At 51.7% G+C, this 22,774-nt stretch carries 18 protein-coding genes; 1 reads left to right on the top strand and 17 read right to left on the bottom strand.

Going from position 1 to position 22,774, the window contains the following annotated elements:
- Positions 1-84: 84 nt before the first annotated feature.
- From AK95_RS11330 to AK95_RS11285, 10 genes are all read right to left on the bottom strand, one after another.
- Positions 85-468 (bottom strand): YraN family protein, encoded by a 384-nt coding sequence (locus AK95_RS11330; RefSeq protein ID WP_071220066.1) that lies wholly within the window; start codon positions 466-468, stop codon positions 85-87.
- The gene (locus AK95_RS11325) at positions 468-779 is read right to left on the bottom strand and encodes an EscU/YscU/HrcU family type III secretion system export apparatus switch protein (protein WP_071220065.1); all 312 of its coding nucleotides are present in this window, start codon (positions 777-779) and stop codon (positions 468-470) included. The genes AK95_RS11330 and AK95_RS11325 overlap by 1 nt, the downstream gene beginning before the upstream one ends.
- Positions 776-2,803, bottom strand: coding sequence for a hypothetical protein (locus AK95_RS11320; protein ID WP_071220064.1), 2,028 nt, complete (start codon positions 2,801-2,803; stop codon positions 776-778). The genes AK95_RS11325 and AK95_RS11320 overlap by 4 nt, the downstream gene beginning before the upstream one ends.
- An 80-nt stretch (positions 2,804-2,883) precedes the next feature.
- Entirely contained in the window at positions 2,884-3,501 is a 618-nt protein-coding gene (locus tag AK95_RS11315; RefSeq protein ID WP_074961831.1) for a ribonuclease HII, read from the bottom strand.
- A gap of 225 nt (positions 3,502-3,726) precedes the next feature.
- Entirely contained in the window at positions 3,727-7,566 is a 3,840-nt protein-coding gene (locus AK95_RS11310) for a GH32 C-terminal domain-containing protein (RefSeq protein WP_071220063.1), read from the bottom strand.
- 88 nt (positions 7,567-7,654) lie between these two features.
- Positions 7,655-8,539, bottom strand: coding sequence for an ROK family protein (locus AK95_RS11305; protein ID WP_071220062.1), 885 nt, complete (start codon positions 8,537-8,539; stop codon positions 7,655-7,657).
- A 34-nt stretch (positions 8,540-8,573) separates the two neighbouring features.
- Positions 8,574-10,049 carry a glycoside hydrolase family 32 protein gene (locus AK95_RS11300; RefSeq protein ID WP_071220061.1) on the bottom strand — a complete coding sequence of 492 codons (1,476 nt, stop codon included), beginning with the start codon at positions 10,047-10,049 and terminating at the stop codon, positions 8,574-8,576.
- An 86-nt stretch (positions 10,050-10,135) separates the two neighbouring features.
- Positions 10,136-11,737, bottom strand: coding sequence for an ABC transporter substrate-binding protein (locus AK95_RS11295; protein WP_071220060.1), 1,602 nt, complete (start codon positions 11,735-11,737; stop codon positions 10,136-10,138).
- Positions 11,738-11,789: 52 nt separating this feature from the next.
- Entirely contained in the window at positions 11,790-12,671 is an 882-nt protein-coding gene (locus tag AK95_RS11290) for a carbohydrate ABC transporter permease (protein WP_071220059.1), read from the bottom strand.
- A gap of 16 nt (positions 12,672-12,687) precedes the next feature.
- The gene (locus tag AK95_RS11285) at positions 12,688-13,584 is read right to left on the bottom strand and encodes an ABC transporter permease (protein WP_235613102.1); all 897 of its coding nucleotides are present in this window, start codon (positions 13,582-13,584) and stop codon (positions 12,688-12,690) included.
- A 532-nt stretch (positions 13,585-14,116) separates the two neighbouring features.
- Between AK95_RS11285 and AK95_RS11280 the strand changes: the two genes are divergently transcribed.
- The gene (locus AK95_RS11280; RefSeq protein WP_071220058.1) at positions 14,117-15,157 is read left to right on the top strand and encodes a LacI family DNA-binding transcriptional regulator; all 1,041 of its coding nucleotides are present in this window, start codon (positions 14,117-14,119) and stop codon (positions 15,155-15,157) included.
- A gap of 255 nt (positions 15,158-15,412) precedes the next feature.
- Here AK95_RS11280 and ylqF read toward each other — a convergent pair whose 3' ends face one another.
- From ylqF to rimM, 7 genes are all read right to left on the bottom strand, one after another.
- On the bottom strand, positions 15,413-16,279 hold the full coding sequence (ylqF, locus tag AK95_RS11275) for a ribosome biogenesis GTPase YlqF (RefSeq protein WP_071220057.1): 867 nt from the start codon (positions 16,277-16,279) through the stop codon (positions 15,413-15,415).
- A gap of 54 nt (positions 16,280-16,333) precedes the next feature.
- A complete protein-coding gene (gene lepB, locus AK95_RS11270; RefSeq protein WP_036663956.1) occupies positions 16,334-16,948 on the bottom strand; it encodes a signal peptidase I in 615 nt (204 codons plus the stop codon).
- Between the two features lie 103 nt (positions 16,949-17,051).
- The gene (gene rplS, locus AK95_RS11265; protein ID WP_015736355.1) at positions 17,052-17,396 is read right to left on the bottom strand and encodes a 50S ribosomal protein L19; all 345 of its coding nucleotides are present in this window, start codon (positions 17,394-17,396) and stop codon (positions 17,052-17,054) included.
- A 243-nt stretch (positions 17,397-17,639) separates the two neighbouring features.
- Positions 17,640-17,783: a hypothetical protein gene (locus AK95_RS34490; RefSeq protein WP_162939111.1), complete on the bottom strand. Its 144-nt coding sequence runs from the start codon at positions 17,781-17,783 to the stop codon at positions 17,640-17,642.
- Between the two features lie 109 nt (positions 17,784-17,892).
- The gene (locus AK95_RS33825; RefSeq protein ID WP_162487567.1) at positions 17,893-21,192 is read right to left on the bottom strand and encodes a collagen-like repeat preface domain-containing protein; all 3,300 of its coding nucleotides are present in this window, start codon (positions 21,190-21,192) and stop codon (positions 17,893-17,895) included.
- A gap of 165 nt (positions 21,193-21,357) precedes the next feature.
- On the bottom strand, positions 21,358-22,173 hold the full coding sequence (trmD, locus tag AK95_RS11255) for a tRNA (guanosine(37)-N1)-methyltransferase TrmD (RefSeq protein WP_071220056.1): 816 nt from the start codon (positions 22,171-22,173) through the stop codon (positions 21,358-21,360).
- 3 nt (positions 22,174-22,176) lie between these two features.
- Positions 22,177-22,698 (bottom strand): ribosome maturation factor RimM, encoded by a 522-nt coding sequence (gene rimM / locus AK95_RS11250; protein WP_071220055.1) that lies wholly within the window; start codon positions 22,696-22,698, stop codon positions 22,177-22,179.
- Positions 22,699-22,774: the final 76 nt, after the last annotated feature.

The raw sequence follows: 22,774 nt of genomic DNA, 5'->3' as shown, positions 1-22,774 counted from the left end.
CTGTCCTACGCAAAGAAGGTGATGGAGCTCGGCTCCTATCACCTTCTTTTTGGTATTCCTATAGATGCTTTGGATCATATCCATCTAAAATGCATTCTCGATATGTTCCATCGAGACGGGCGTCAGATCTGGGCGAAGAATAATGGAGATAACATCAAACCGGATCGGCCGTTCATAATAACGCTTATGATGAACGTACTGCTGGGCTGTGTTTCGGACCTGCATCACTTTGCGGGCGTTCACGGACTCGGAAGGCGTGCCGAAGCTGGTCGTACCGCTTCGGCTTCTGACCTCAATCACCACAAGGGTCCCCCCTGTTTCGGCAACGATGTCCAGTTCTCCAAACCGGCAGCGCCAATTCCGGTCCAGCACCCGGTATCCTTTTTCAATAAGGGCAGCAGCCGCCAGCTCTTCGGCAGCGGCTCCTTTTTGCTTGCGGCTGTCCTTTTTGCCGGAAGGCGAGTTCATTATGGCATCATCCCTCCATCTTTCGCTTGACGATCCGCACGATAAACATATGTCAGCACTTCCGCTACAAGCTGGTACAGCTCCTCGGGAATCTGCTGATCCAGATCCAGCTTGGAGAGAATCTCCACCAAAGCTGCATCTTCCTGGACAGGGACGCCATGCTCTTTAGCTTTGTCTAATATAGACTCCGCCAATTTCCCTTGCCCTTTGGCAACCACAACCGGCGCCTCGCTCTCGCCGGGCGTATATTTCAGGGCGACTGCCTTTTTCATGGCTGTTATTTGCCCTTGCTCTTTCTCTTGCTTGGTCATATCCGCATGTCCACCCCTTTATAGGTTTGCGGGGTGTATTCTGCTGCCGTTCCCTGCACGGACATATCTGAATTAGGCGGGGCAACTAGGGGCAGCGGTTCTGTTTTTACGCTGAGCAATTGGTAGCCGATAGACGAAACAGCTTGAGCCAACTCTTCTTTTTTTCCTTCAAACAGCTCCGCGGCGTAACTTTGATCATTCCGAAAGCTGAGGCTGACGATCCGGTCAACAACCTGCACATCGATCAAGGTCGGGCCCAGAAATTTCATGTCCAAGTCAAACAAAAGCCTGCAGTTGGTCGCATCCAGCTCGCCTTTGCGGCCTCTGCGGGATTGAATATGTACGGATGCCGTCTGTTCCCCATCGACCCCATGCAGAGGTATGAACATCGTGACCTGCGCAAACGGTGCCGTGCGATCCGTGTTTAGCAAGAGCTGCTGGCCCGTCAAATGCTGAACGAGTTGCTGTGCCGCTTCCTTTAGTGCAGGCGGCGTTTCTTGGCTGGATAGCACCTGTAGCAATACTCCCTTCAGTGTGTCTTGCAGGGCAAGCGCCGATTCACCCGTTTGCGTTGAGGCCATGACAGCCTGTTGTACGCCTTGGACAGAATTCTGCTGGCCGGATGGCACAACCGGCTGCGTCAAGCCCTGCTGATTCACGGCACCGGCCTGAGCATTCGGGACAGCTTGCTGATTCGCATTCGCCGTATTCGCCGCATTCCCCGGCGTAGCGAGTGTCCCTGGCATACTCGCTGCTGTGCCACTGCCCCCAGGGGCAGGAGTGGCGGGCAGGGATGCTTGGGCTGCCGCAGCAGCGGTTGGCTGCGCTGCAGCAGGAGGCGGGGCAGCCGCGCCTGCTCCCGTTGGAGCAGCTGCCGATGCTGGCAAGGCCGCACTCGCTCCGGGCGCGGCGGCGCCGGGAGCCGCGCCCGCGGCCGTGCTGCTGCCGGGCGCCGCCGCAGGCTGCCCGGCTGGTGCTGCGGCGCCGCCACTGCGCGCCGCTTCGCCCGCGGGGCCCGTACCGGCCCCGCGCAGGCCTTGCTGCTCGTGCTCCGCACCGAGCAGCTTCAAGAGCCGCCCCACCCACGGCTCCGCGCCAGGGGTGGGCGGCTTTGGCGAAGGGCCTGCGGCCCCTTCGCCTGGAGCTGCCGCCGGCCCCATTGGCACGGCGGCGGGTTGGCCGGCGGCAGGCGCTGCCGTGCCGCCGCTGGCCCATGGCTGCGCGAGCTCGCCGCGCAGCTGCTGCAGCAGGCCCTGCAGCTTGGTCAGCAGCGCCTGCTGACCTGAGCCGGCCTGTGCGGCACTGCCGGCTGCGCCATTCGCAGCAGCTCCTTGCTGCGGTACCGCAGCGGAGGCCTCCGCGCCAGCAGCCGTAGCAGACTTAGCGGATGCTGCTTGTTTCCCCGCATCCACCAAGCCTCCGCTACCTGTGCTTAAAACAGACGCTAGCTGCTGCTCCAACGATTGCAGCAGTTGATGAAGCTGGGGTCCGAATACCGCCTGATGCAGTCCCTTCACGCTTTCGGGGGTAATCGGCAGTCCGCGGTGAAACGCGATCGCAGCCGACTCCGCCCATTCCGCCGCGGGAATCTGCGGAGGCTTCACGGCCAATGCCTCACGGAACATGGCGATATTGTCCTTCGTCAGCGGGACTCCCGCGCTCTGCATACCCTTGATCATTTCGCGGTTTTCCTTCGTATCCGGAAGACCGGCAAAATCCAGCACCTCAGCCATGGAAGACGGGGACAGCGGCTGTCCTGGCGTTTGACTAAGCGGCTTGAGAACGGCCGTCCCTCCCTCTCCTGGCGGCTGAACCTGCAGTAGAGCGGTTTCGCCGGCTCGAAGCGGCGTTTCCAGCTTCGCCTTCACTTGAACGCCCTGGATCTGCACCACAGCTTCCTGCCCGTCCTCCGATACGTTCATAACGACACCGCGAACGACCTGACCCGGCTTAAGTTCCAACATCTTGGCGTCTCCCGGCTTCTGCTCACCCAGGAGTCCGCGAATCAACGATCCGATGTTCACGATAGTTCCTCCCACACCTTCTGTATACCTTATATATCGGCAGCAGCCCGCCTTTTGACGAGGGCGGGCTGCATCGAAATCTAGAATAGGGACAATTGCTCAATCTCCATATTTTTCAGAAAACTTCTTCTGTGCATCGCGGTAGGTCCGTGCAGCTGCAGCTGTTCACGGTGAAACTTGGTAGCGTAGCCTTTATGTACGGCAATTCCATATTCCGGATAACGCGTCTCCCATTCCCCTTCGCACAATTTGTCACGAGTCACCTTGGCAATAATGGATGCCGCGGCAATGGACTGACTGTTAGCATCACCTTTGATGATGGCACGCTGGGGAATATCGCATTCCACCTTCTCAGCATCAACAAGCAAAAACTGGGGAGTAACAGCCAATTGCTCGATCGCCATCTTCATGGCAAGCCTTGCGGCTTGTTTGATGTTAATGCGGTCAATCGTTTCCGCGTCCACCAAACCAACGCCGACCGCCAGTGCCTGTTCCATAATGAGGTCATAGAGGGTCTCCCGCTTCTTGGCACTGAGTTTCTTCGAATCGTTGATCCCCTCAATCACTAATCCCTCCGGCAAAATGACCGCTGCTGCGACCACATCGCCGAACAAACAGCCTCGGCCGACCTCGTCGATGCCTGCAATATGTATATAACGGCTCCAATACTCACGCTCGTACATCAATAAATCTGTCATAGGTTTAACCCCTTTGGTTCCGAATTACCGTTTGTTACCTATTCGTGCACACGGTGTATCCTATCTGTTCTATCAATCTAGTAACTCTTCTAGAGTATCATACTCGCCACGGAGCGTCACCCTTTTATCCCGGCCTGCATCCCGGCAGGTATTGGTTCGTGCATCGCCGAACTGTCGGTTATAATCCCACGAAAAAAAGAGCCGCCGGCAACGGCAGCTCTCCCCTTATTCGATTATCGCTCCCTCGGCTTCAGGGCCAAGCCGCCATCGCTGACGATCCGAACCGGCATCAGGCTCATTCATTTCAAGCCCCGAACCGTCAGCCCTTACGGCAATCGCCCGGCCATCGTGCACGGATCGGATGGTTACCGTATCATCTTCCTGACGTTCCACTCGCCATCGCTGATTGTTATAACCGAGATATGTGTATAACTGAATCCGGTTCTGCCCGGTATCCACATCCAAAGCCTTCCCTTCTGGTGTACGAATGGAATACGTATCGTCCTCTCCTGTTGGTACCAATACCCATAACGGGTTCCCCGTACCCGTTGATTCCTTCACGGTAACGGATTCGCCGTTTACGGATTTCTCGGTATAGATTGCCTGGTTCACGGCTTCGTTCGTGAAGCTGGTTTTCGTCAGACGAGCTTCAGACGAATGACGGACGTAGACATTTTGATAGGAAGCTTGTCCGCCGAACACATTGACGCCAAAATGCCCTTCGGCAAATGTCCCGTCCATCACATCGATTACCGTCTTCCCGTCCACGTCGACTTGAATATGCGGACCTTTCGCTTCAATTCTCAGGTGATAGGTTCTTCCTCCTTGGATAAAGCCGGGGACTCTGGCCAGGACTTGACGTTCCTCAAATCGCCCTTCGACCATGTAGAAGAGCCGAATCGCCTTCATACCAGGATCCAGATTCAGATAATATCCGCTTCGTCCGTCCTCGCTTGCCCGAAACAGCATGGACCCGGCACCGCCTGCTTCTCCAAGCCGCATGTCTCCTTCGAACGTGAAGTCTCCTGCCTTCTCTTGCGCCATATAATTGGCATCGCTTGAATGGCTGCCCCGGATTCCATGCTCGGTAAGGACCCACTTCGAGGCCTTGAGATCCGGTTTCCATCCCGTCAGATTCGTTTTGAACGTTCCGCTCGAGACTAACACGCGGGTGCTCGCTGATATTTTTCCGTTTGGGGTTGATGCCGTAATGACGGCTTCTCCCGAATTCAAAGCTTTCAATACGGCATGGGTCTCATCGGATGAAACAATCCGGACCGTATCGGGATGACTGGATGACCATACCAAAGGTTTCTTCCCGTTGCCCTGGACACGATCCACGGCTGCGTACAACGCTTCGGTCTCTCCCTGGGACAGGTCCAGCTCGTATGAATCCAACAGGATTCGGGAAGCAGGTTCCGATAGATCAAGATGCCTCCACACGGAATCCAGCTCATGCACCTGAAGGGATTTCAGCTTCACTTGGCCGCCTTGGGTGTAAAAGCTCAACCCCCGTCTGACCCGATCCGGAAAAATAACGTCCGAGAATACAACGTTTCCGTCATTGCCGAACACCTCGACAGAAGATTCATCGACGTAAATACGCAGCTTGACCACTCCATCTATGGGGTGCAGCAAAGCTTTTTGTTCGGTCGAGAACAGACTGGAGAAATCCGTGGTTCCCGATGCCGAACGGTCAATGAACATGTGATGCGCAGAGTTGTTATAACCAACCACCGTCTGTTGTCCGCCGCCTTCCCGCAGACGGAAGCCGAATTCCAGCTCGCTGCTGTCCGAAGGAATCTCGACTTCCGCCTCGATTTCAAACGCGCCTGCCTGAATTCCCTTTAGAACATTCTGCGAGGTCTCCGTCACTTCCCTGTTGTTCACATGGATGACCGTATTCCGGAGGGTCTCAAGCTCAGAGATTGGAGACTGGTGCAGACGTATCCCCTCACTCGTCGTTCTGAGCGACAGCTCTCTAGGGATGGTCAGTTGCCCCTTCCAGCCTGAAGTTGGAAAACTGAAGGGATAATCCCAGTTCGTCATCCATGCCAGCATGATTCTTCGATTGTCCGGCAAGTCGGAGAAGGACATGGAAGCATAGAATTCCTTGCCCCAATCCGTTCTCAGCACGGTCCCCGCCGTATGATCATTCATAAATTTGCCGTCTGGCGTCACATCGCCGATAAAATATTCCGCATCGGAGCCTTGGGTGTTCGGATTAGCGCCGCTGCTGATCATCAACACCCATTTGCGCTGACCGGAGCCGTCCACGGCAAGCTGAAACAGATCCGGACATTCCCACACGCCTCCACGGATATATTCCCCATACCCGAAACGGTCCGTTAAGGTCCAATCGACCAGATTGCCGGAGGTATAGAAGCGGATATGATCTCCCCCTGATACCACCATGATCCAGCGGTTGTTGGCTTCATCCCGAACCACTTTGGGATCGCGAAAATCCCATCCTCCGGGATCCTCGCCCTGTTTGCCCGGGTTCTCGATGAGGATCGGCCGTTCTTTCGAATACGTCCAGGTCCGTCCGTGATCGGTGCTGTAAGCAAGTCCGATCTTCTGATTCCCGCCCGGCCGATCAGGATTAAAGGATGTATAGTAGGCAATGAGTCCTTTGCCTCCAGAATCCCCGAACAGACCTGAAGCGTTCGTTGTATCGGCTACGGCGGAACCCGACCAGACATGTCCGAGATCGTTCCAAGGCAGTGCGATCGGCAGCCGGTTCCAATGCAGCAGATCCCGGCTGACCGCATGCGCCCACTGGCCTCCGTCCTGATGGAAGAGATGATACTCCCCTTCGAAATAGACCAATCCGTTCGGATCGCTTGCCGAGCCTCGGATTGGGCTATAGTGATACTGCGGGCGATATTCCTCCGTATAATAATCCGCCATCGGGGTTACGTACACGTCCTGAAAGTAAGCCGTTCCGGACTTTACCTTCATCCCGATCGATCCGCCCGCGTAACTTCCGTCGGATACGCGGATCGCAGCGGGTTCGTAACCATCTACAGCGATTTGAATTCTGTCTCCGGAGATGTGGATTTCCACATGATGCGCACTTGTGGGCAGGCTTGGGTATGTACGGCTCGATGCGCCGATCACCTTTCCATCCGAGGTTTCCAGCGTTACCCGAACCTGATCATCCTCTCTCCTGAATATGGCTTCGTATCCCTCCGTTCCTTGATCGTTCCCTCTCCAATAGAACCCGGCTTCAGCCTGTCCCCCTAAGGTGATATTGCCTTCCAGCACATAATCCGCAGCCGCATTCTTATAGATTCTGTAGGCATCGAGCCCTTCCGATGCCGATCCCTTAAGCCCTTTGATGTCAGGCTGCCAGTCCCCGCTCGTATTTACCGGTCCGAACAGGTTGCCTTTCCACTCGCTCACCTTGATATTTTGAAACAGGGCGGAACCATCCCACACATGTAGACCCAGGTGTCCTGTGGAATAAGCCGTATCATCGACTTCCATTATCGGTTCATATTGGTTTCCCCAATATACCTTGATATTGCTGCCTACCACCTTGACCTTTAGGTGAACGATTTCCCCTTGACTCAACGAGAGCGCTTTTTCAACCTTCAATCTTCCGTTCCCTTCGCGGGCATCCTTGAGGCGAACCAAGCCTGCACTGGGTACGATTTGCAGCATATACGATGACCAGCCGTCAACGCTTGAACGAAAGACCAGCGAAGCATCTGCTTGCATATCTGTAATCATCACATCGGCTTCATAGACAAAATCATCTGCTCTGGTTGCGGAGATCGCCGCTGCATTCTCACTTGAATCGGAGCTAAGCCGTAAACCTTCTGCCGTTTGTTCCATATTGCCATTGCCCTTCAACTGCCACCCTTCGAGGTTGGTCTTTACATTGGATGCGCTTTCAAAAATGTCGTTTTCTCCTTTCCCTTTCAAAGCTGCATTCGCTTCTTGGATCGCTGACGCCGCCCATGCCGAATCCGGAATGACGCTTGTCGCCAGCAATAAGGTCATCGTGATCGCAGACATCGTGCGCAGCAACATGGTATGTACATTCTGCGGTAATTTCATATATCCACCTCGTTTCGATTCTTTACCACACGTTATATAGGAAGGAACAGCCCGAACACTCGGGCTGATCTCCTAATGACGAACCTGTTTATGATTGCGAATCTTGCCATGCCCGGATTCCCAGAGCCAATGCGCCGCATAAACCGGACTGGGTGCCTAATACCGGAGGAACTATATAATTCTCGATATCGTGTACAATTTCGTCGGCAAGCACATATCCGTTCAAATTGCGCCTCACCTCTGCACGAATGAGGGAATACAGCTGAGCTTGCTGCATAACCCCGCCGCCCAGTATGATCTTCTCCGGGGAATTCGTCAGGATCAGTCCGGTTATGGATTGCGCTATATAATAGGCTTCGATTTCCCAAGCGGGATGATCGGCCGGCAGCAGATGTCCTTTCAACCCCCATCGGGCTTCAAGCGCCGGCCCTGCTGCCAATCCTTCCAGGCAATCGCCATGATAAGGACAGGCTCCTGCAAAAGCATCTTCGGGATTGCGCTTAACGGGAACATGGCCGCCTTCCGGATGAACCAATCCATGAACCAGTCGTCCTTCGGCATAAAGGCCGAGACCAATACCTGTACCCACCGTATAATAAGCGCAGCTGCTCAACCCTCTCGCTGCTCCCCAAGTCGCTTCTCCAAAAGCAGCTGCATTAACATCCGTATCCCAGCCATAGGGAATGTCCATATGCGACTTCATCTTACCGAGGACATCTGTATGCGACCATCCAGGTTTCGGTGTTGACGTTACATATCCGTATGACGGGCTCTCCGGTTTCAGATCGATGGGGCCAAATGACCCGATGCCAATGGCTTCTACCTCATGATCCTTGAAATAGGAAATGGCTCTGGATAATGTCTCTTCCGGCTGTCCTGTCGGAAAGCTGAAACTGTCCTCGACGATTCCATCTTCACTTCCAATACCGCAAACAAATTTGGTGCCACCCGCTTCCATTGCTCCAATACGCATACTGCCGGATCTCCTTGTGTCTTATCGATTCATATTACTTTAACTGGCCACCAGATGAAGAAACCTCATAGATATGGAGGGATTCTATAACCTTCCGGTTATCATCGGCAAATACGGTTATTCCCATTGAAGCAGCATCAGGATAAATTAAATCCGTGATCACCGCCTGCCCGCGATCCGCGAACAGCTCCACGGACGAACGGTCCACGAAGATCCGCAGTTCCAGCATAGAGCCCGGTGTCTTTAACGGTGCCGCATGCTTGCCGGGGAAATCTTTATGGAAATCCGCTTGCCCTGAACGGCTGCGATCCACGTATACTTCGGCTAACCTTGCATCCCAACCGACCAACGTTTCTTGGCCTAATCCTGCCCTTACTTTCAAACCAAGCGAAGATGTTGGATCAAAGCGGACAAGGATCTCGAAGTTCTCCAGCCTTACAGCCGCTAATCGGACAGCAGCCTCATCCACGGCTATATCACGCAAGGAAAGCACCTCATGACGATACTTCTCGATTTCACGAATCGGCTGCTGCGTTACCATGACCTCACCTTCCAGCATCTCCAGCTTAAGTTCCCGCACCAAGGTCATGGCACCCCTCCAACTATCCGTTGGTGTCAAGTTTGCGTATTTCCAATTGCTCATCCAGCCAATGAACAGCCTTCTGCCATCCGCTGCAGGAATGTCGGACCAGCTTACTCCGGCATAATTGTCCCTGCCGTAATCCAGCCACCGCACATCACCCTTGGAGCGCTTATCCGGAATAAACGCTGTTCCGTCAAAATCTCCAATGAAATATTGCGTTCTGGAGCCCTCGACAAAAGCCGAATCATCGCCAATGCTGACAAGCATGACCCATCGTATTTCATTGTCCTCCGTAGTAAGAGGGAATAGATCGGGGCATTCCCATACTCCATCATGAAATCCGAAGCCCTCTCCAAACTCGCTGGCAAATACCCATTCTATTAAATTGGAAGATCGATAGAGACATACCGTCTGTCCGCACGCCACAATCATCACCCACTGCGATGACAGCTCATGCCAGAACACTTTGGGATCCCGAAAATCAATATAGCTGTCATGGCTAAGGACCGGATTTCCTTCATACTTCGTCCAGGTTCTTCCTTCGTCCTTGCTGTACGCCAGACTTTGATACTGAATCATTTGCTGCGCGCCCGGCGCATCATGATGGTGAGTGAAAATCGCCACAAGCCCGGGCCCTTCGTCGAAAAATCCGCTAGAATTGTTCCAGTCCACAACCGCACTGCCTGAAAAAATCGTGCCATGCTCATCGGGCGCTAACGCAATGGGGAGCTCTTCCCAGGAAACCAGATCCTTGCTGACCGCATGTCCCCAGTGCATGGGTCCCCATGTGGTGCCAAATGGATGATGCTGATAAAACAAATGGTATTCCCCATTAAAATAGACCATGCCGTTAGGATCATTCATCCAGTTCTTCTGAGGTGAAAAATGGTAGGCATTTCGATAGTTTTGCTGTTCCGTGTTCGTCATTCGGTGATCTCCTTCATTATCGTTATCATGTGGGTTTACGGCCGTACTTCAACGATATGCATGAGCGGCCGCTGCATTCCACACGGTTACTTCATGTTTCTGTCGTATCCCGTTTGCTTGATCGTCAGCCACTCCTGAAGTCCAAGTCGATCCAATTCCTTCAGGTAAGCATCCCATTCCTGATCTACCTTTCCATTCTGGTACCATTCGGTGCGCATTCTTTCCAGGTAAGGGAACAAGTCCGCTTCGATCGTGGATAAGCGATCCAACTCGTCGATGGAGAAGAACACTTTCGGGTATGTATTCTCCGCTTTCATGTGCGGGACCATGACGTCTTTCATGAGTTTGAGCCTCCACGCCGCATCATCCGGCATCGTGGTGTATTTTCCATAATACTCGTCCAGGATCGCAAGCGGCCCCGCGATGCTTGTTTTTTGCCTAAGCTCTACCGGAGCCGTGCCTTCAAGCGGAAGATGCTTCAGCATCCCTTTGGCTTCATCCAGCTCAAAAATATTCTGCTGCGTATCGTCACCGTAAGTTCCCCAGTTGTTCTGAACCGATTGGAGCGGTTCATACATCGCGTCAATCCATTTGGCCGTTTCCTCCAGCTTCTTGTTGCTGCTGGTAATGACCAATCTTCCCCGGTCAAGACCGATTCCGTTCGTCCTTGTTACATTGATCTCGCCGGTTGGCCCTGCAAGCGGCGGCATCAGATCATACGTTTCGTTCATGCCCGTAATGTTAGCTTTATCCCATGTAAAATACATGCCGTACCGGTGGTCCTTTCCCTTGGCCAGGTAGGTATTCCAATCCTGCTGGAATGCTTCGATGTCGATTAATCCCTCTTCATATAATTCGTGAATGAATGCTATGGCTTCCTTATACCCCTCGTCGGCGGCGGTAAACACGACCTTCCCGTCATCCGTAACGACGGTGTGATCCCAGTTCTCGCCCAAGCCGAATGAAGCAAACAGGAATGTCAGATCCTCACCCCCCGGCTTATTAATGAAGGACAGTGGTATTTCGTCCGCCTGTCCGTTGCCGTTCGGATCTTGGGTTTTGAACGCTTTCAATACAGTTTTTAGCTCTTCCGTGGTGGTTGGCATCTCAAGCCCCAAGGCGTCGAGCCACTCCACGTTAATCCAGGGGAAGTTATCCACCGATTGAATCCGCTCTTTCCCTGAACCCAACTCCTCGATCCATGGAAAAGAATAGATATGTCCATCCGGTGCCGTAATCATGTTGACGTATTCCGGTGCTTCCTCCAGGACTTTTTTTAAATTGGGCATATGCTGTTCGATTAAATCTTCCACGGGGATGATAACTCCGTCCTTTGCCAACTTCAGCAGATCGTAATCTCCGTACCCCGCATCAAAGATGGCGTCGGGCAAATCGCCACTCGCGACGGCCAGATTGCGTTTTTCCGCAAATACATCGCTTGTATAGTTCTTCCACTTGATGTGAATGCCCGTTTTCTCCTCCAGCCGCTTGTTGATCAGCTTCTCGTTAGGGTCGGCAGGAGCCAGCGCCGAGCTTTGCGTCAGGACGTTCAGGGTGACCTTACCGTCCGGCGACTCATTTGAGGCTTCCCCGCCCTTGCCGCACCCGGACAAGAGCAGCACGGCTGCCAGAGCTGTCAGAGTTACCGCTTTTTTGCGGTTTTGTTTCTTGAATCCCTTCTTATTCATATCAATGACCTCCCAAATCATGTATTAGGATTACTATGTTGAAGGCGGCCCGCTATTTGAGAGAGCCAACCATAACACCTTTCTCGAAGTACTTTTGGAAGAACGGATACATAATCAATAGCGGAACGCTGGATATCACGATAGCGGAATATTTAATCATTTCCGAAAGCCGTTTCAGCTCCGCCATCGCAAGCTGGTCGCTGATCATGCCGGGCGCAGCCTGGTTTTGTATCAGAATCGATCTAAGAACGAGCTGCAGCGGGTGCAGTTTGGGATCGTCCAGATAGATCATGGCATCGAAGAATGCGTTCCACTGGCCAACAAAAGCATACAGCGCGAGCACAAAGATAATGGGCTTGGATAGCGGCAGAACGATCCGGACAAAGATCTTCATATCGGAAGCCCCGTCCACATTAGCAGCCTCCTTCAATTCATTCGGCACCCCTTTGAAGAAGGTTCTGGACAAAATGATATTCCACACATTCACCGCACCCGGGATGATCACGGCCCATACCGTATTGAGCATGCCAAGCTCCCTCACGAGCAAGTACGTAGGAATCAGTCCGCCTCCGAAAAAAATGGTGATAATGAACAGCGTCATGAAGAAGTGTCGTCCGGCCAGCCGGTTCTCCGAAAGGGCGTATCCCGCACAGACCGAAACCGTGACCGTAAGAAGTGCAAATGCTGTTGAATAGAACACCGCATTGCCAAATCCGCGAAGCATCGCAGGATTGGACAGGATCATCTGATAGCCTTCCAGGCTCCAATCGGAAATTTTAAAAGAGAGTCCTTGATTCAGCAGCACGGTGGGATCCATGAACGAAGCAACGACAATGTAAACCAATGGAACGATCACGACCAGTACGGCTAGCGTTAAAAAGATTGCATTTAATGACAACAGAAAGCGGTCGAAGCGTGAATGTTTAACGGCCATGAATATGTCTCCTTTCCTAGTAGAGGCCTTCGCCTTCATTGAGTTTTCGGACAATAAAGTTCACCGTCACGAGCAAAATGACATTGATGATGGAATTGAATAAACCAACCGCTGCCGAGTACGCGTAATCGCCTGACTGTAAGCCGACCTTATATACATAGGTAGCGATAATTTCCGAAGTGGGAAGATTCATGGAGGTCTGCATCAGATAAGCCTTCTCAAAGCCAATCGACATAATGCCCCCTGCCGCAAGTATGAAGACGATCGCCATAATGGGCCTAATTGTGGGCAGATCGATATTACGGATGCGCTGGAGCAGGTTAGCTCCGTCCAGGCTGGCCGCGTTATGCAGCTCCGGGTCCACATTCGCAAGAGCAGCCACATAGATGATGGAGGCCCACCCGGCACTCTGCCATATATCCGATAGGATATAGATCCACCTGAAATATTCCGGCTGCGACATAAACATAAGCGGATTACCCGTCATCCAAATGACCAATTGATTGATCGGCCCCGTTGGCGACAAGAAGATAAACAGCATTCCGACAATGACGACCACCGAGATGAAATTGGGTGCATATAGAAACAGCTGAACATTTTTCTTGACCGTCGCTTTGCGAACCTGGTTTAACATGAGCGCAAGCAGGATCGGCACCGGAAAGCTAAAGATCAGACCAAAAAAACTCAATTTAAGCGTATTCATAAAAATGACGTCAAAATTCGGCGAGGTGATAAACTTTTCAAAATGTTTGAGCCCAACCCACTCGCTGCCCAGAATCCCTTTAATGGGACTGAAATCCTTAAATGCGATAACGGCACCGTACATCGGGACGTATTTGAAAATAAGGGTCAATATAAGCGCTGGAGCTAGCAGTATGTACAGGAAATAGTTTTTCTTGATGAAAGCGAGCATTCGCCCCGCAGAACTCCGTTCTATGATTATCCCTGCCCCCTGGTTAGCTGGTTCCATTGAATTTTCCAAACCTGTTCCCCCGTTCTTTCTAGAGAAGTTTACATATTGCTTACAGAAAAGGCTTTCATTTTTCACTTATGTTGAATGTTGCTTTTACAATTTATCAAATGTTGTAACTTCAGTCAATCGTTTTTGTAAAAATATATTTGTGCAATTGACAATATACATTGTTCGTTTACTTCATCCATTGGTCATAAACAAGGGGAATCCATGTCGTTCATTACGTAAAATTACGGATTCCCACCCTTTCCATCCTTGTTAGATGATGTTTTAACAAATGTAATGGAATAACAAAGTCGATTTCAACTAAATCACGGTTGTTTAAATGTTAAATCGATTGTGCATTTGTAAATTTGAGGTTGCTATTTTAGCTAATCTATTATACATTTGATTTAAGATATTCAGGTCAATAGCGCCTGGAAGAAACAACGAGACTGGTATGAAGTTGATCATTTGAGGTGAAATCAGATACATGACGAAAGAAAAAGTCACAATTCAAGATATTGCGGATGCACTGGGGATCTCCAGAAATACGGCATCCAAAGCTTTGAACGGCAGCGAAAGTATTCCGGACGAGACGCGCAGCAGGGTTATCAAAAAAGCGATCGAACTGAAATACAAACAATTTGCCTTCATGGAGACGGACAACCTGCTGACTAAAAACCCGGGAAACATCGCTCTTCTTACGGCGAATCTTCCGAGCACCTCCCATTTTGGCTCGCGCTTAATCAGCGGGCTTGAGAAACGAATCAGCGCGGAAGGCTATAACCTGTCCATTCATATTGTCCGGGACATCGATCGAAATTCTCGGACGCTGCCGAACAATTTTGAATCCTCCAAAGTGGATGGAATCATCTGTATTGAGTTATTTGATATGGAATACAGCAAGGAGCTCACAAGCCTCGGCCTTCCTACCGTATTTATCGATTGTGCCGCTGACATGTTCTACCCGGACTTGCAGGCGGATTTACTACTGATGGAGAATGAACACAGCACCTGCCACATGACCAGGCGGCTCATTGAGCAGGGCAACATGTCTTTGGGATTTATCGGGGACATCCATCATTGCAAGAGCTTTAATGAACGCTGGGTGGGATTTAATCGGGCTTTGACCGAAATGGGGATCCGGCTGGATCTGGAACAATGTGTTCTAAACCCGGACCGTGAGTTTTTCTCCGAGTCCGACTGGATGGAGAAGCGGCTGAAACAGATGAAACAGATGCCGTCCGCTTTTGTATGCGCCAATGATTTTATTGCGGTCAATGTGATGAAAGCCTTGAAGAATAACCATATCGCCATCCCCGGCGACATTGCCGTATGCGGCTTCGATAATGCGCCTGAATCGCGCATCGTTGAACCCCATTTATCAACGGTACATATCTATAGCGATGAAATGGGAATTGCTGCGGCCAACATGCTGTTGTCCCGGGTGAAAGAACCGGCGTTACCCTATCAAGTCACGCATATCCAAACAAAACCGCTCTTCAGGGCATCGACCGAAAAAACAGACTAGGGGATTGCAGAAGGAGAAGGGCTTGAAGCTCCATCATGGACTTCCCGCTTACCCACAAGAAAGACGCTGCGATATACTTGCACAGAAGGTCGGAGCACGATGAAAGAACGTTTTTTCTGCCGATAATGTGGTCCTGCTTCCGATGTTTATCCTTTTATTAAAAAAAGAACCGTTCTCCCGGTATTCGGGCAGAACGGTTCTTTCGAGTTGAGCTGGAGTGAGAGGCAGTTCATCCTCCCATTCTCCGTTAACGATTCAATAAGGCGATTCCATGGAATATCGCCCTAGTTTACCTGCGCGAAGCTCACGCAGGAAAATGCTTGAGGCTTTTTCCAGATCGACTCTTCCGCCGCTTACGATACAGCCGCGTTTTTTTCCGATCGCTTCCATGACAGCGACAATTTCATCCGGGTTATCCAGATCCGTGGGGCGCTCCTTAAGTTCAAAGCGCTCGCTCATCGATTCCCAATAATAGTTGGAGAAATATTTGATCGCAAAAAAAGCAATATCCTCTACATTCAATATTTCCTCTTTAATGGCGCCGGTGACCGCCAGGCGGTACCCTACATTCTGATCCTCGAACTTTGGCCACAGGATACCGGGTGTATCCAGTAATTCCATCTCACCGCCGGCAACCTTAATCCACTGCTGCCCTTTGGTGACACCCGGACGGTCTCCCGTCTCGGCGATGTTCCGGCCGGCAAGCCGGTTAATCAGCGTGGATTTGCCTACATTCGGAATCCCCACGATCAATACCCGCATAGCTCGCGGGTTCATGCCCTTGGCGATTTGTTTGTCAATCTTCTCTTTCAGCAGCAGCTTGATCTGATTCGGAATATCCTTAACACCTGTCCCCGTGGATGCATCTACAGGGAAGGCGGTTAAGCCGTTTTCTTTGAAATGGGCTTGCCATTGCCTTGTTACCTCAGGATCTGCCAAATCGGCTTTGTTCATAATAATGAGCCTCGGCTTGCCCTGCAAAATCTCGTCAATCATGGGATTTCGGCTTGAGAGCGGAAGCCTCGCATCGATCAGTTCAATTACAGCATCGATCAGCTTCAGCTTCTCCTGAATTTGGCGGCGCGCTTTGGTCATATGTCCGGGAAACCATTGTATTGTCAACGTCGTCACCTCTACTTTGCTCTGCAAACTTTCATCGTTTCTATAGCGCCATGGCTAATGGTTGATGAGCCCTATGTCTTTAATCGGCCAGAAGATCAAGTCTGCTCGCCCGATAATATCCCCCAAAGGAACATATCCTATCATACGGCTGTCCGTGCTGTTGGAGCGGTTATCCCCCATCACAAACACATGGCCCTCTGGCACAACGCCGTCCTGAACGAACGAGTTCGGGAAGTCCGTGTTATTGTATAATCTGTTTTCAGCATGCGCTTGATCAATTGCTTCCTGTATGTAGGTTTCATTCACAGGCTCCCCATTGACAAGCACTTTATCGCCTTCAACTTTAACCGTATCACCAGCAACTGCGATCACGCGTTTAATGAAATCCCTGCCCTCATCAGGAACATGGAACACGATAACTTCTCCACGCTCGGGTTTGCGGATATCATATAAAATCTCGTTGACGATCAGCTTCTGATTGGATACAAAGTTAGGTTCCATGGATGGACCCTGCACAATAAACGGTTTAAAGAGAAGCCAGCGAATGAGAACGACGAGAACCAGAGCAATGAGAAGAGCCTTCAGCCATTCTACAAGCTCGTTCTTAGCCTTTTTGGCCGGTTTCCCCACGTTGGTTTCAATGGCCTCCTGGTGTTGATCTTTCTCCATAACCCACCGTCCTTCCCTATAGATCGCTTTCGCATGATAACGATTTTTGGATATACAAAAGGGGCTTGTATATTCGCACAAGCCCCTTTCTACCGCCTTGTAATTAACGACGAATTTCTTTAATTCTCGCTGCTTTACCGCGCAGTTCACGAAGATAATAAAGCTTCGCACGACGCACTTTACCACGGCGAGCCACTTCGATTTTATCGATTTTAGGCGAGTTGATTGGGAAAGTTCTTTCCACACCAACACCGTAAGAAATTTTACGAACGGTAAAAGTCTCACTGATTCCGCCACCGCGACGTTTAATTACTACACCTTCAAACAACTGGATACGCTCACGAGTTCCCTCGATAACCTTAACGTGTACTTTTAAAGTATCACCAGGACGAAAGCTCGGAATATCTTTACGAAGTTGTTCTTGAGTAATCGCTTGAACGATATTCATCTATGACTCCCTCCTCTCACACAGGTGTTCTTGCATCTTCCGGAAACTTTATGTATTTCCTTCATTATCCGCAGCGGACCACCGTATTCACAACAAAAGAAATAATAACATATTTCGCAGTCCGAATCAAGTGTTTTATCTTTACACCCTCATGGTTAAACCAGTCTTTTCACCGAGCTTTCGTTCATAAAAAACCACTTCCAGCATGAAAAATCATGCGAGGAAGCGGTTAGGCTGAACTACTTAATTTACGCTTTCTTTCGAGTCGTGCAAACCTTTGTGGCGCTTGCCATAGTACTCAAGAATATCGTCTACCGTTTGAAATTGGACTTCTGTATGGTTTGTTTCTTCTATTTTTGCTTCCTGTTGTTGTCGATGTTCTGTCATCACAAGATGCCTCCCAGTCTCTCAAGTGTTTCTCCAAATACTTATTACCCACCAAAGGAGACGATGCATCAGCCATTTTTAAAAATGACATTGAAGTATACAACAGACGCTATGAGCCGATTCTAAAGATAGAAATTCTTGCAGCGGTTTGCGGTGCAGTTATTGATTTACTGACCGGCGATAAATTATAAAGCCCAATGGTATTGCCTGCACTTAAATTGATAACGGCAGATCCTGAAACTTCGGCGTTGGTTGAATTCGAGTTCATGTTCGCCGTATTTGTCGTATTACCGTTAACAACGATTCCGAAAGTATTAGGCGCTGTCGAACCCGTTTCGAGCGAAATCTGCCAGTCAAAGTAATAGAAGCCAGCTGTCACGATGGTCAGCGTCGTGGTACCGTTAAAGGTTACACCTTGAAGTGTGCTTGTTGAAAAAGTAACCGGTGAATTGGTAGCCACATTTTGAGCGACTCCGTTACTGGCATAGATGACACTACCACCCACAAGGGTTGTAGACCCGGTTGGACCGGTTGGACCTGTTGGGCCTGCCGGACCTGTGGCTCCAGTAATCCCTGTCGCTCCGGTTGCTCCCCTTACTCCTGTAGCACCTACTGCACCGGTTGCTCCGGTTGGGCCTGTTGCTCCTGTCCCTCCAGTAGCTCCAGTTGCCCCTGTGACTCCTGTTTCACCAGTTGCTCCCGTTGCGCCCGTCAGACCCATTGCTCCGGTGGCTCCTGTAACACCCGTTGCTCCTGCTATTCCCGTTGCCCCCGTGGCACCTGTCGCTCCCGTGACCCCGGTGGCTCCTGGTGCGCCCGTTGCTCCCGTGGCTCCGGTGGCTCCTGTTGCCCCCGTAACACCTGTTTCACCAGTTGCTCCTGTTACTCCCGTAGCCCCCGTTACGCCAGTTGCACCAGTCTCCCCAGTCGCCCCCGTTGCTCCGGTTGCACCCGTTGGTCCTGTTGCACCTGTCTCTCCTGCTGCTCCTGTGGCTCCTGTTGCACCAGTTTCTCCCGTCACGCCAGCTGCACCAGTCTCTCCTGTTGCTCCAGTGGCTCCTGTTACACCTCTGGCTCCCGTTACACCTGTGGCTCCAGATACTCCCGTCGCTCCCGTTGGTCCTGTAGCTCCTGTTTCACCAGTTATTCCCGTCGAACCTGTTGCTCCGGGTTCCCCAGTTACTCCCGTAGCGCCAATCGGACCTGTTGCTCCCGTAGCTCCTGTTACTCCGGTGATCCCGGTTGCTCCTGTCACACCTGTCGCTCCCATTACTCCTGTTGCACCGGTCTCTCCAGTGGCTCCTGTTGCTCCGATTGCACCTGTTGCTCCTGTTACCCCAGTTGCTCCTGTTGCTTCCGTTGGTCCTGTCACGCCTGTCGCTCCCGTAACTCCCGTTGCTCCCGTGGCACCTGTTGCCCCCGTTGCTCCCGTAGCACCGGTCGGACCTGTTGCTCCCGTAACTCCTGCTGCACCTGTTGCTCCGGCGTCTCCTGTGACTCCTGTCACGCCAGTTTCTCCTGTTGCTCCCGTTGCTCCAGTCTCTCCAGTTGCACCTGTGACTCCTGTTGCTCCCGTTACCCCAGTTGCTCCGGTCACCCCCGTTACTCCCGTTACCCCAGTTGCTCCGGTTACCCCCGTTGCTCCAGTGCCTCCTGTCGCTCCAGTTGCTCCTGCTGCTCCCGTAACACCGACCGGACCTGTCGCTCCGATTGCACCCGTGGCTCCGGTTACTCCTGCTGCTCCTGTGACTCCTGTTTCACCAGTTGCCCCTGTCGCTCCTGTGACTCCTGTCACGCCAGTTTCTCCTGTTTCTCCTGTTGCTCCCGTAGCACCGGTCGGACCTGTTGCTCCCGTTGCTCCTGCTGCACCTGTTGCTCCGGCGTCTCCTGTTACACCTGTTGCCCCTGTCGCTCCCGTAACACCAGTTTCACCAGTTGCGCCCGTTGCTCCAGTCTCTCCAGTTGCTCCTGTTACTCCCGTTACTCCTGTAGCGCCAGCCGGACCTGTTGCTCCCGTTATGCCTGTGACTCCTGTTGCTCCCGTAACACCTGTGCCTCCTGTTTCACCAGTTGCTCCCGTAACTCCTGTTGCCCCTGTCGCTCCCGTAACACCAGTTTCACCTATTGCGCCCGTTGCTCCTGCTGCTCCCGTAACACCTGTCGCTCCAGTTACTCCCGTAGCACCCGTCGGACCTGTTGCACCTGTCCCTCCTGTAGCTCCGGTTACTCCTCTCACGCCTGTAGCTCCCGTGGGCCCGGTTGCTCCAGCCGGACCTGTAACTCCTGTCGCTCCGACTGCACCTGTGGATCCCGTAACACCAGTTTCACCAGTTACTCCAGTTGCTCCGGTGGCTCCTGTTCCTCCTGTCGCACCCGTTACACCTGTCGCTCCGATCGCTCCTGTAATCCCGCCAGGCGCCCCAGGCGGTCCTTCCGTACCTGTTGGTCCGGTTGCCCCCGGCACGCCAGGCAACCCGGTCGATCCGGTTGCACCTGTCTGTCTAGTAACTCCCGTCGCTCCTGCTGCACCCGTTGGTCCTGTCGCTCCTGTTACGCCCGGCTGACTGTTACCCGGCACGCTTTCTAGGGTTTCCTGGATTGTGAGACCCTGAACGCTCACAGCGCTCGTCCTTGATACAGCTGCCAGAGATTGAACGGCAGCTTGTTGGACAGTCACTGGAATGTTTGACGTCGATACCGCTCCTGAAAGAGCATTAGTATAATTAGTGAGCTGTTCATTCAAAAGCTCCGGCGAAGCTCCATTCAGAAGCGAAGCTTGAATTCCATCCGTTGCTGCTTGCAGCCTACTTAACTGCGGTCCGGTACTCCCTAATCTCGCAGCCTGCCGGTTAATTCCTTGGAGTACTTCTGCAAGCTGCTGGCGCGACGCTGCCCCTGGATTCGTCGTTGCATTCATAATATAAAAAGGCAGATTGTTCATTAAATTGACCAGCGGCACAGCATCCGCACTCGGAACCGCATTCTCCAGCCTATATTGAATACCTTGTTGTGAAGCCGCGATATCCGTACCAATCTCGCCCCCGACTCCAATTCGTTCTCCATATGATTGAAACAACGTCATGACTTCGTTCAATCTTGTTAAGATGCCTTCCAGATTGTCCGCATTGGAAATCCTTGCAATTTGCTGCACGGCCTGGCTAAGCCCCCGCCGTTCTCGCAGCGAAAACCTCATTCCCGAGACCAGGTCATTAAGGGTCTGCAATTGTATTTTGATAAGCGTGAAATTCTCGTTAACCGGCTGTTCCACAAACGCGCGTAACAGTGACGTTAATTGACGGATCAATGTAACGAATCGAGTGGCTTGGTTCCTTCCTACACGGATTCGTCCAGGTGTAAGTCCCTGAATGACAGCCTTGCTGTCCCTACGCTTCCTTCTTTCTTGCCTCAATCGATTTCACCCCTTACGATCTCATACATCCGCAAACGCCTATTTATCACACTATTCAATTCATACGAATTTTGTTCTGGTGCAAGCGTGAAACCGGTTCGTTAAAGGAATAAAAAAAGAACAGACCTGTGCTCACAGATCTGTTCTTCGATTGAGCAAAAAAACTTATGAGTATCCCGCTTCTCGCTGTAGCTTGTCTATATACGCTTGATCCTGTTTGGACAATTCAAGCTTGTCTAACAATTCCGGGCGACGCTCCCATGTCCGCTTAAGCGCTTGTTCCCGACGCCACACGTCGATATTCGCATGATGGCCACTTAGCAGGATATCCGGCACTTTCCAGCCGCGAAACTCAGCAGGACGTGTATAGTGCGGATATTCAAGCAAACCTGTGCTGAATGAATCCGTGACCGCCGAGGTTTCATTGCCGAGTACACCCGGAAGTAATCGGACTACAGAATCGATGGCAACCATCGCCGGCAGCTCTCCACCGGTGAGCACATAATCTCCGATGGACAACTCATCGGTAACAAGAAACTCACGAATTCGTTCATCGTAACCTTCGTAATGCCCGCATATAAACACCAGATGGTCTTCCTGTGATAATTCTTCCGCCTTCTTCTGCGTGAAAGTCTCTCCTTGCGGACACATCAGAATGACTCGCGGAGGCTTGGCTGTTCCGGAGACTTCCGCCGGTAACTCCCCTGCAGGATTAGCCACATCATCATGATTCGCGATCTCATTCCCATTGGAAGCAAGAATATCCTCCACCGCAGCAAAAATCGGGTCCGGCTTTAACACCATTCCTCCACCGCCGCCATATGGTGTATCATCGACCTGACCATGCTTGTTTCCCGCATACTGGCGGAAGTTGATGGCATTCAAGCTCACAATTTGTTTTTCGGCCGCTTTCCCCAGAATACTGGAATGAAACACACCATCGAACATCTCGGGGAACAGCGTCAGCACATCAATCCGCATGGACTATAACAACCCTTCCATGAGATGCACGCGGACAAGCTTCGCTTCCTTGTCTACATCAAGTACGACATCCGGTATGGCCGGAAGGAGAATTTCTTTTCCCTGAGGCGTTCTGACAACCCATACATCGTTAGCGCCCGGCGTCAAAATTTCGGAGATCGTACCTAGTTCCTCGGCTGGATCTTCGTCGGTCAGCACCTTGCAGCCAATAATCTCATGGAAATAGTACTCGTCCTCCGGAAGCTCCTCCTGAAGATCCGGTGTAATTTTCAGCAGCGAGCCCTTATATTTCTCAGCATCATTGATGCCGTGCAGCTCTTTGAACTTAAGGATATACATGTTTTTATGAAAACGGGATGTATCCACCGTTACTTCAATCTTGCTTCCCTTCTCAGGGACAATGTACAGCTGGCTCTTTGGAGCAAATCGCTGGTCGGCAAAATCCGTATGCGGCATGACTTTAACTTCCCCACGGATGCCGTGCGTATTCACGATTTTCCCTACAGTAAACAACTTTTCAGACATGGTCTTCCTCCTGCATCACTTAATGAACGTTCACACTAGCATGACCGGCTGATTTCTTCAGCATGTACGAAAAAGG

Origin of the sequence: Paenibacillus sp. LC231 (assembly GCF_001860525.1) — a bacterium.
GTDB lineage: Bacteria > Bacillota > Bacilli > Paenibacillales > Paenibacillaceae > Paenibacillus_AQ.
Note: the sequence above shows the minus strand (reverse complement) of the source record. Positions and strands in the feature narration are given on the sequence as shown.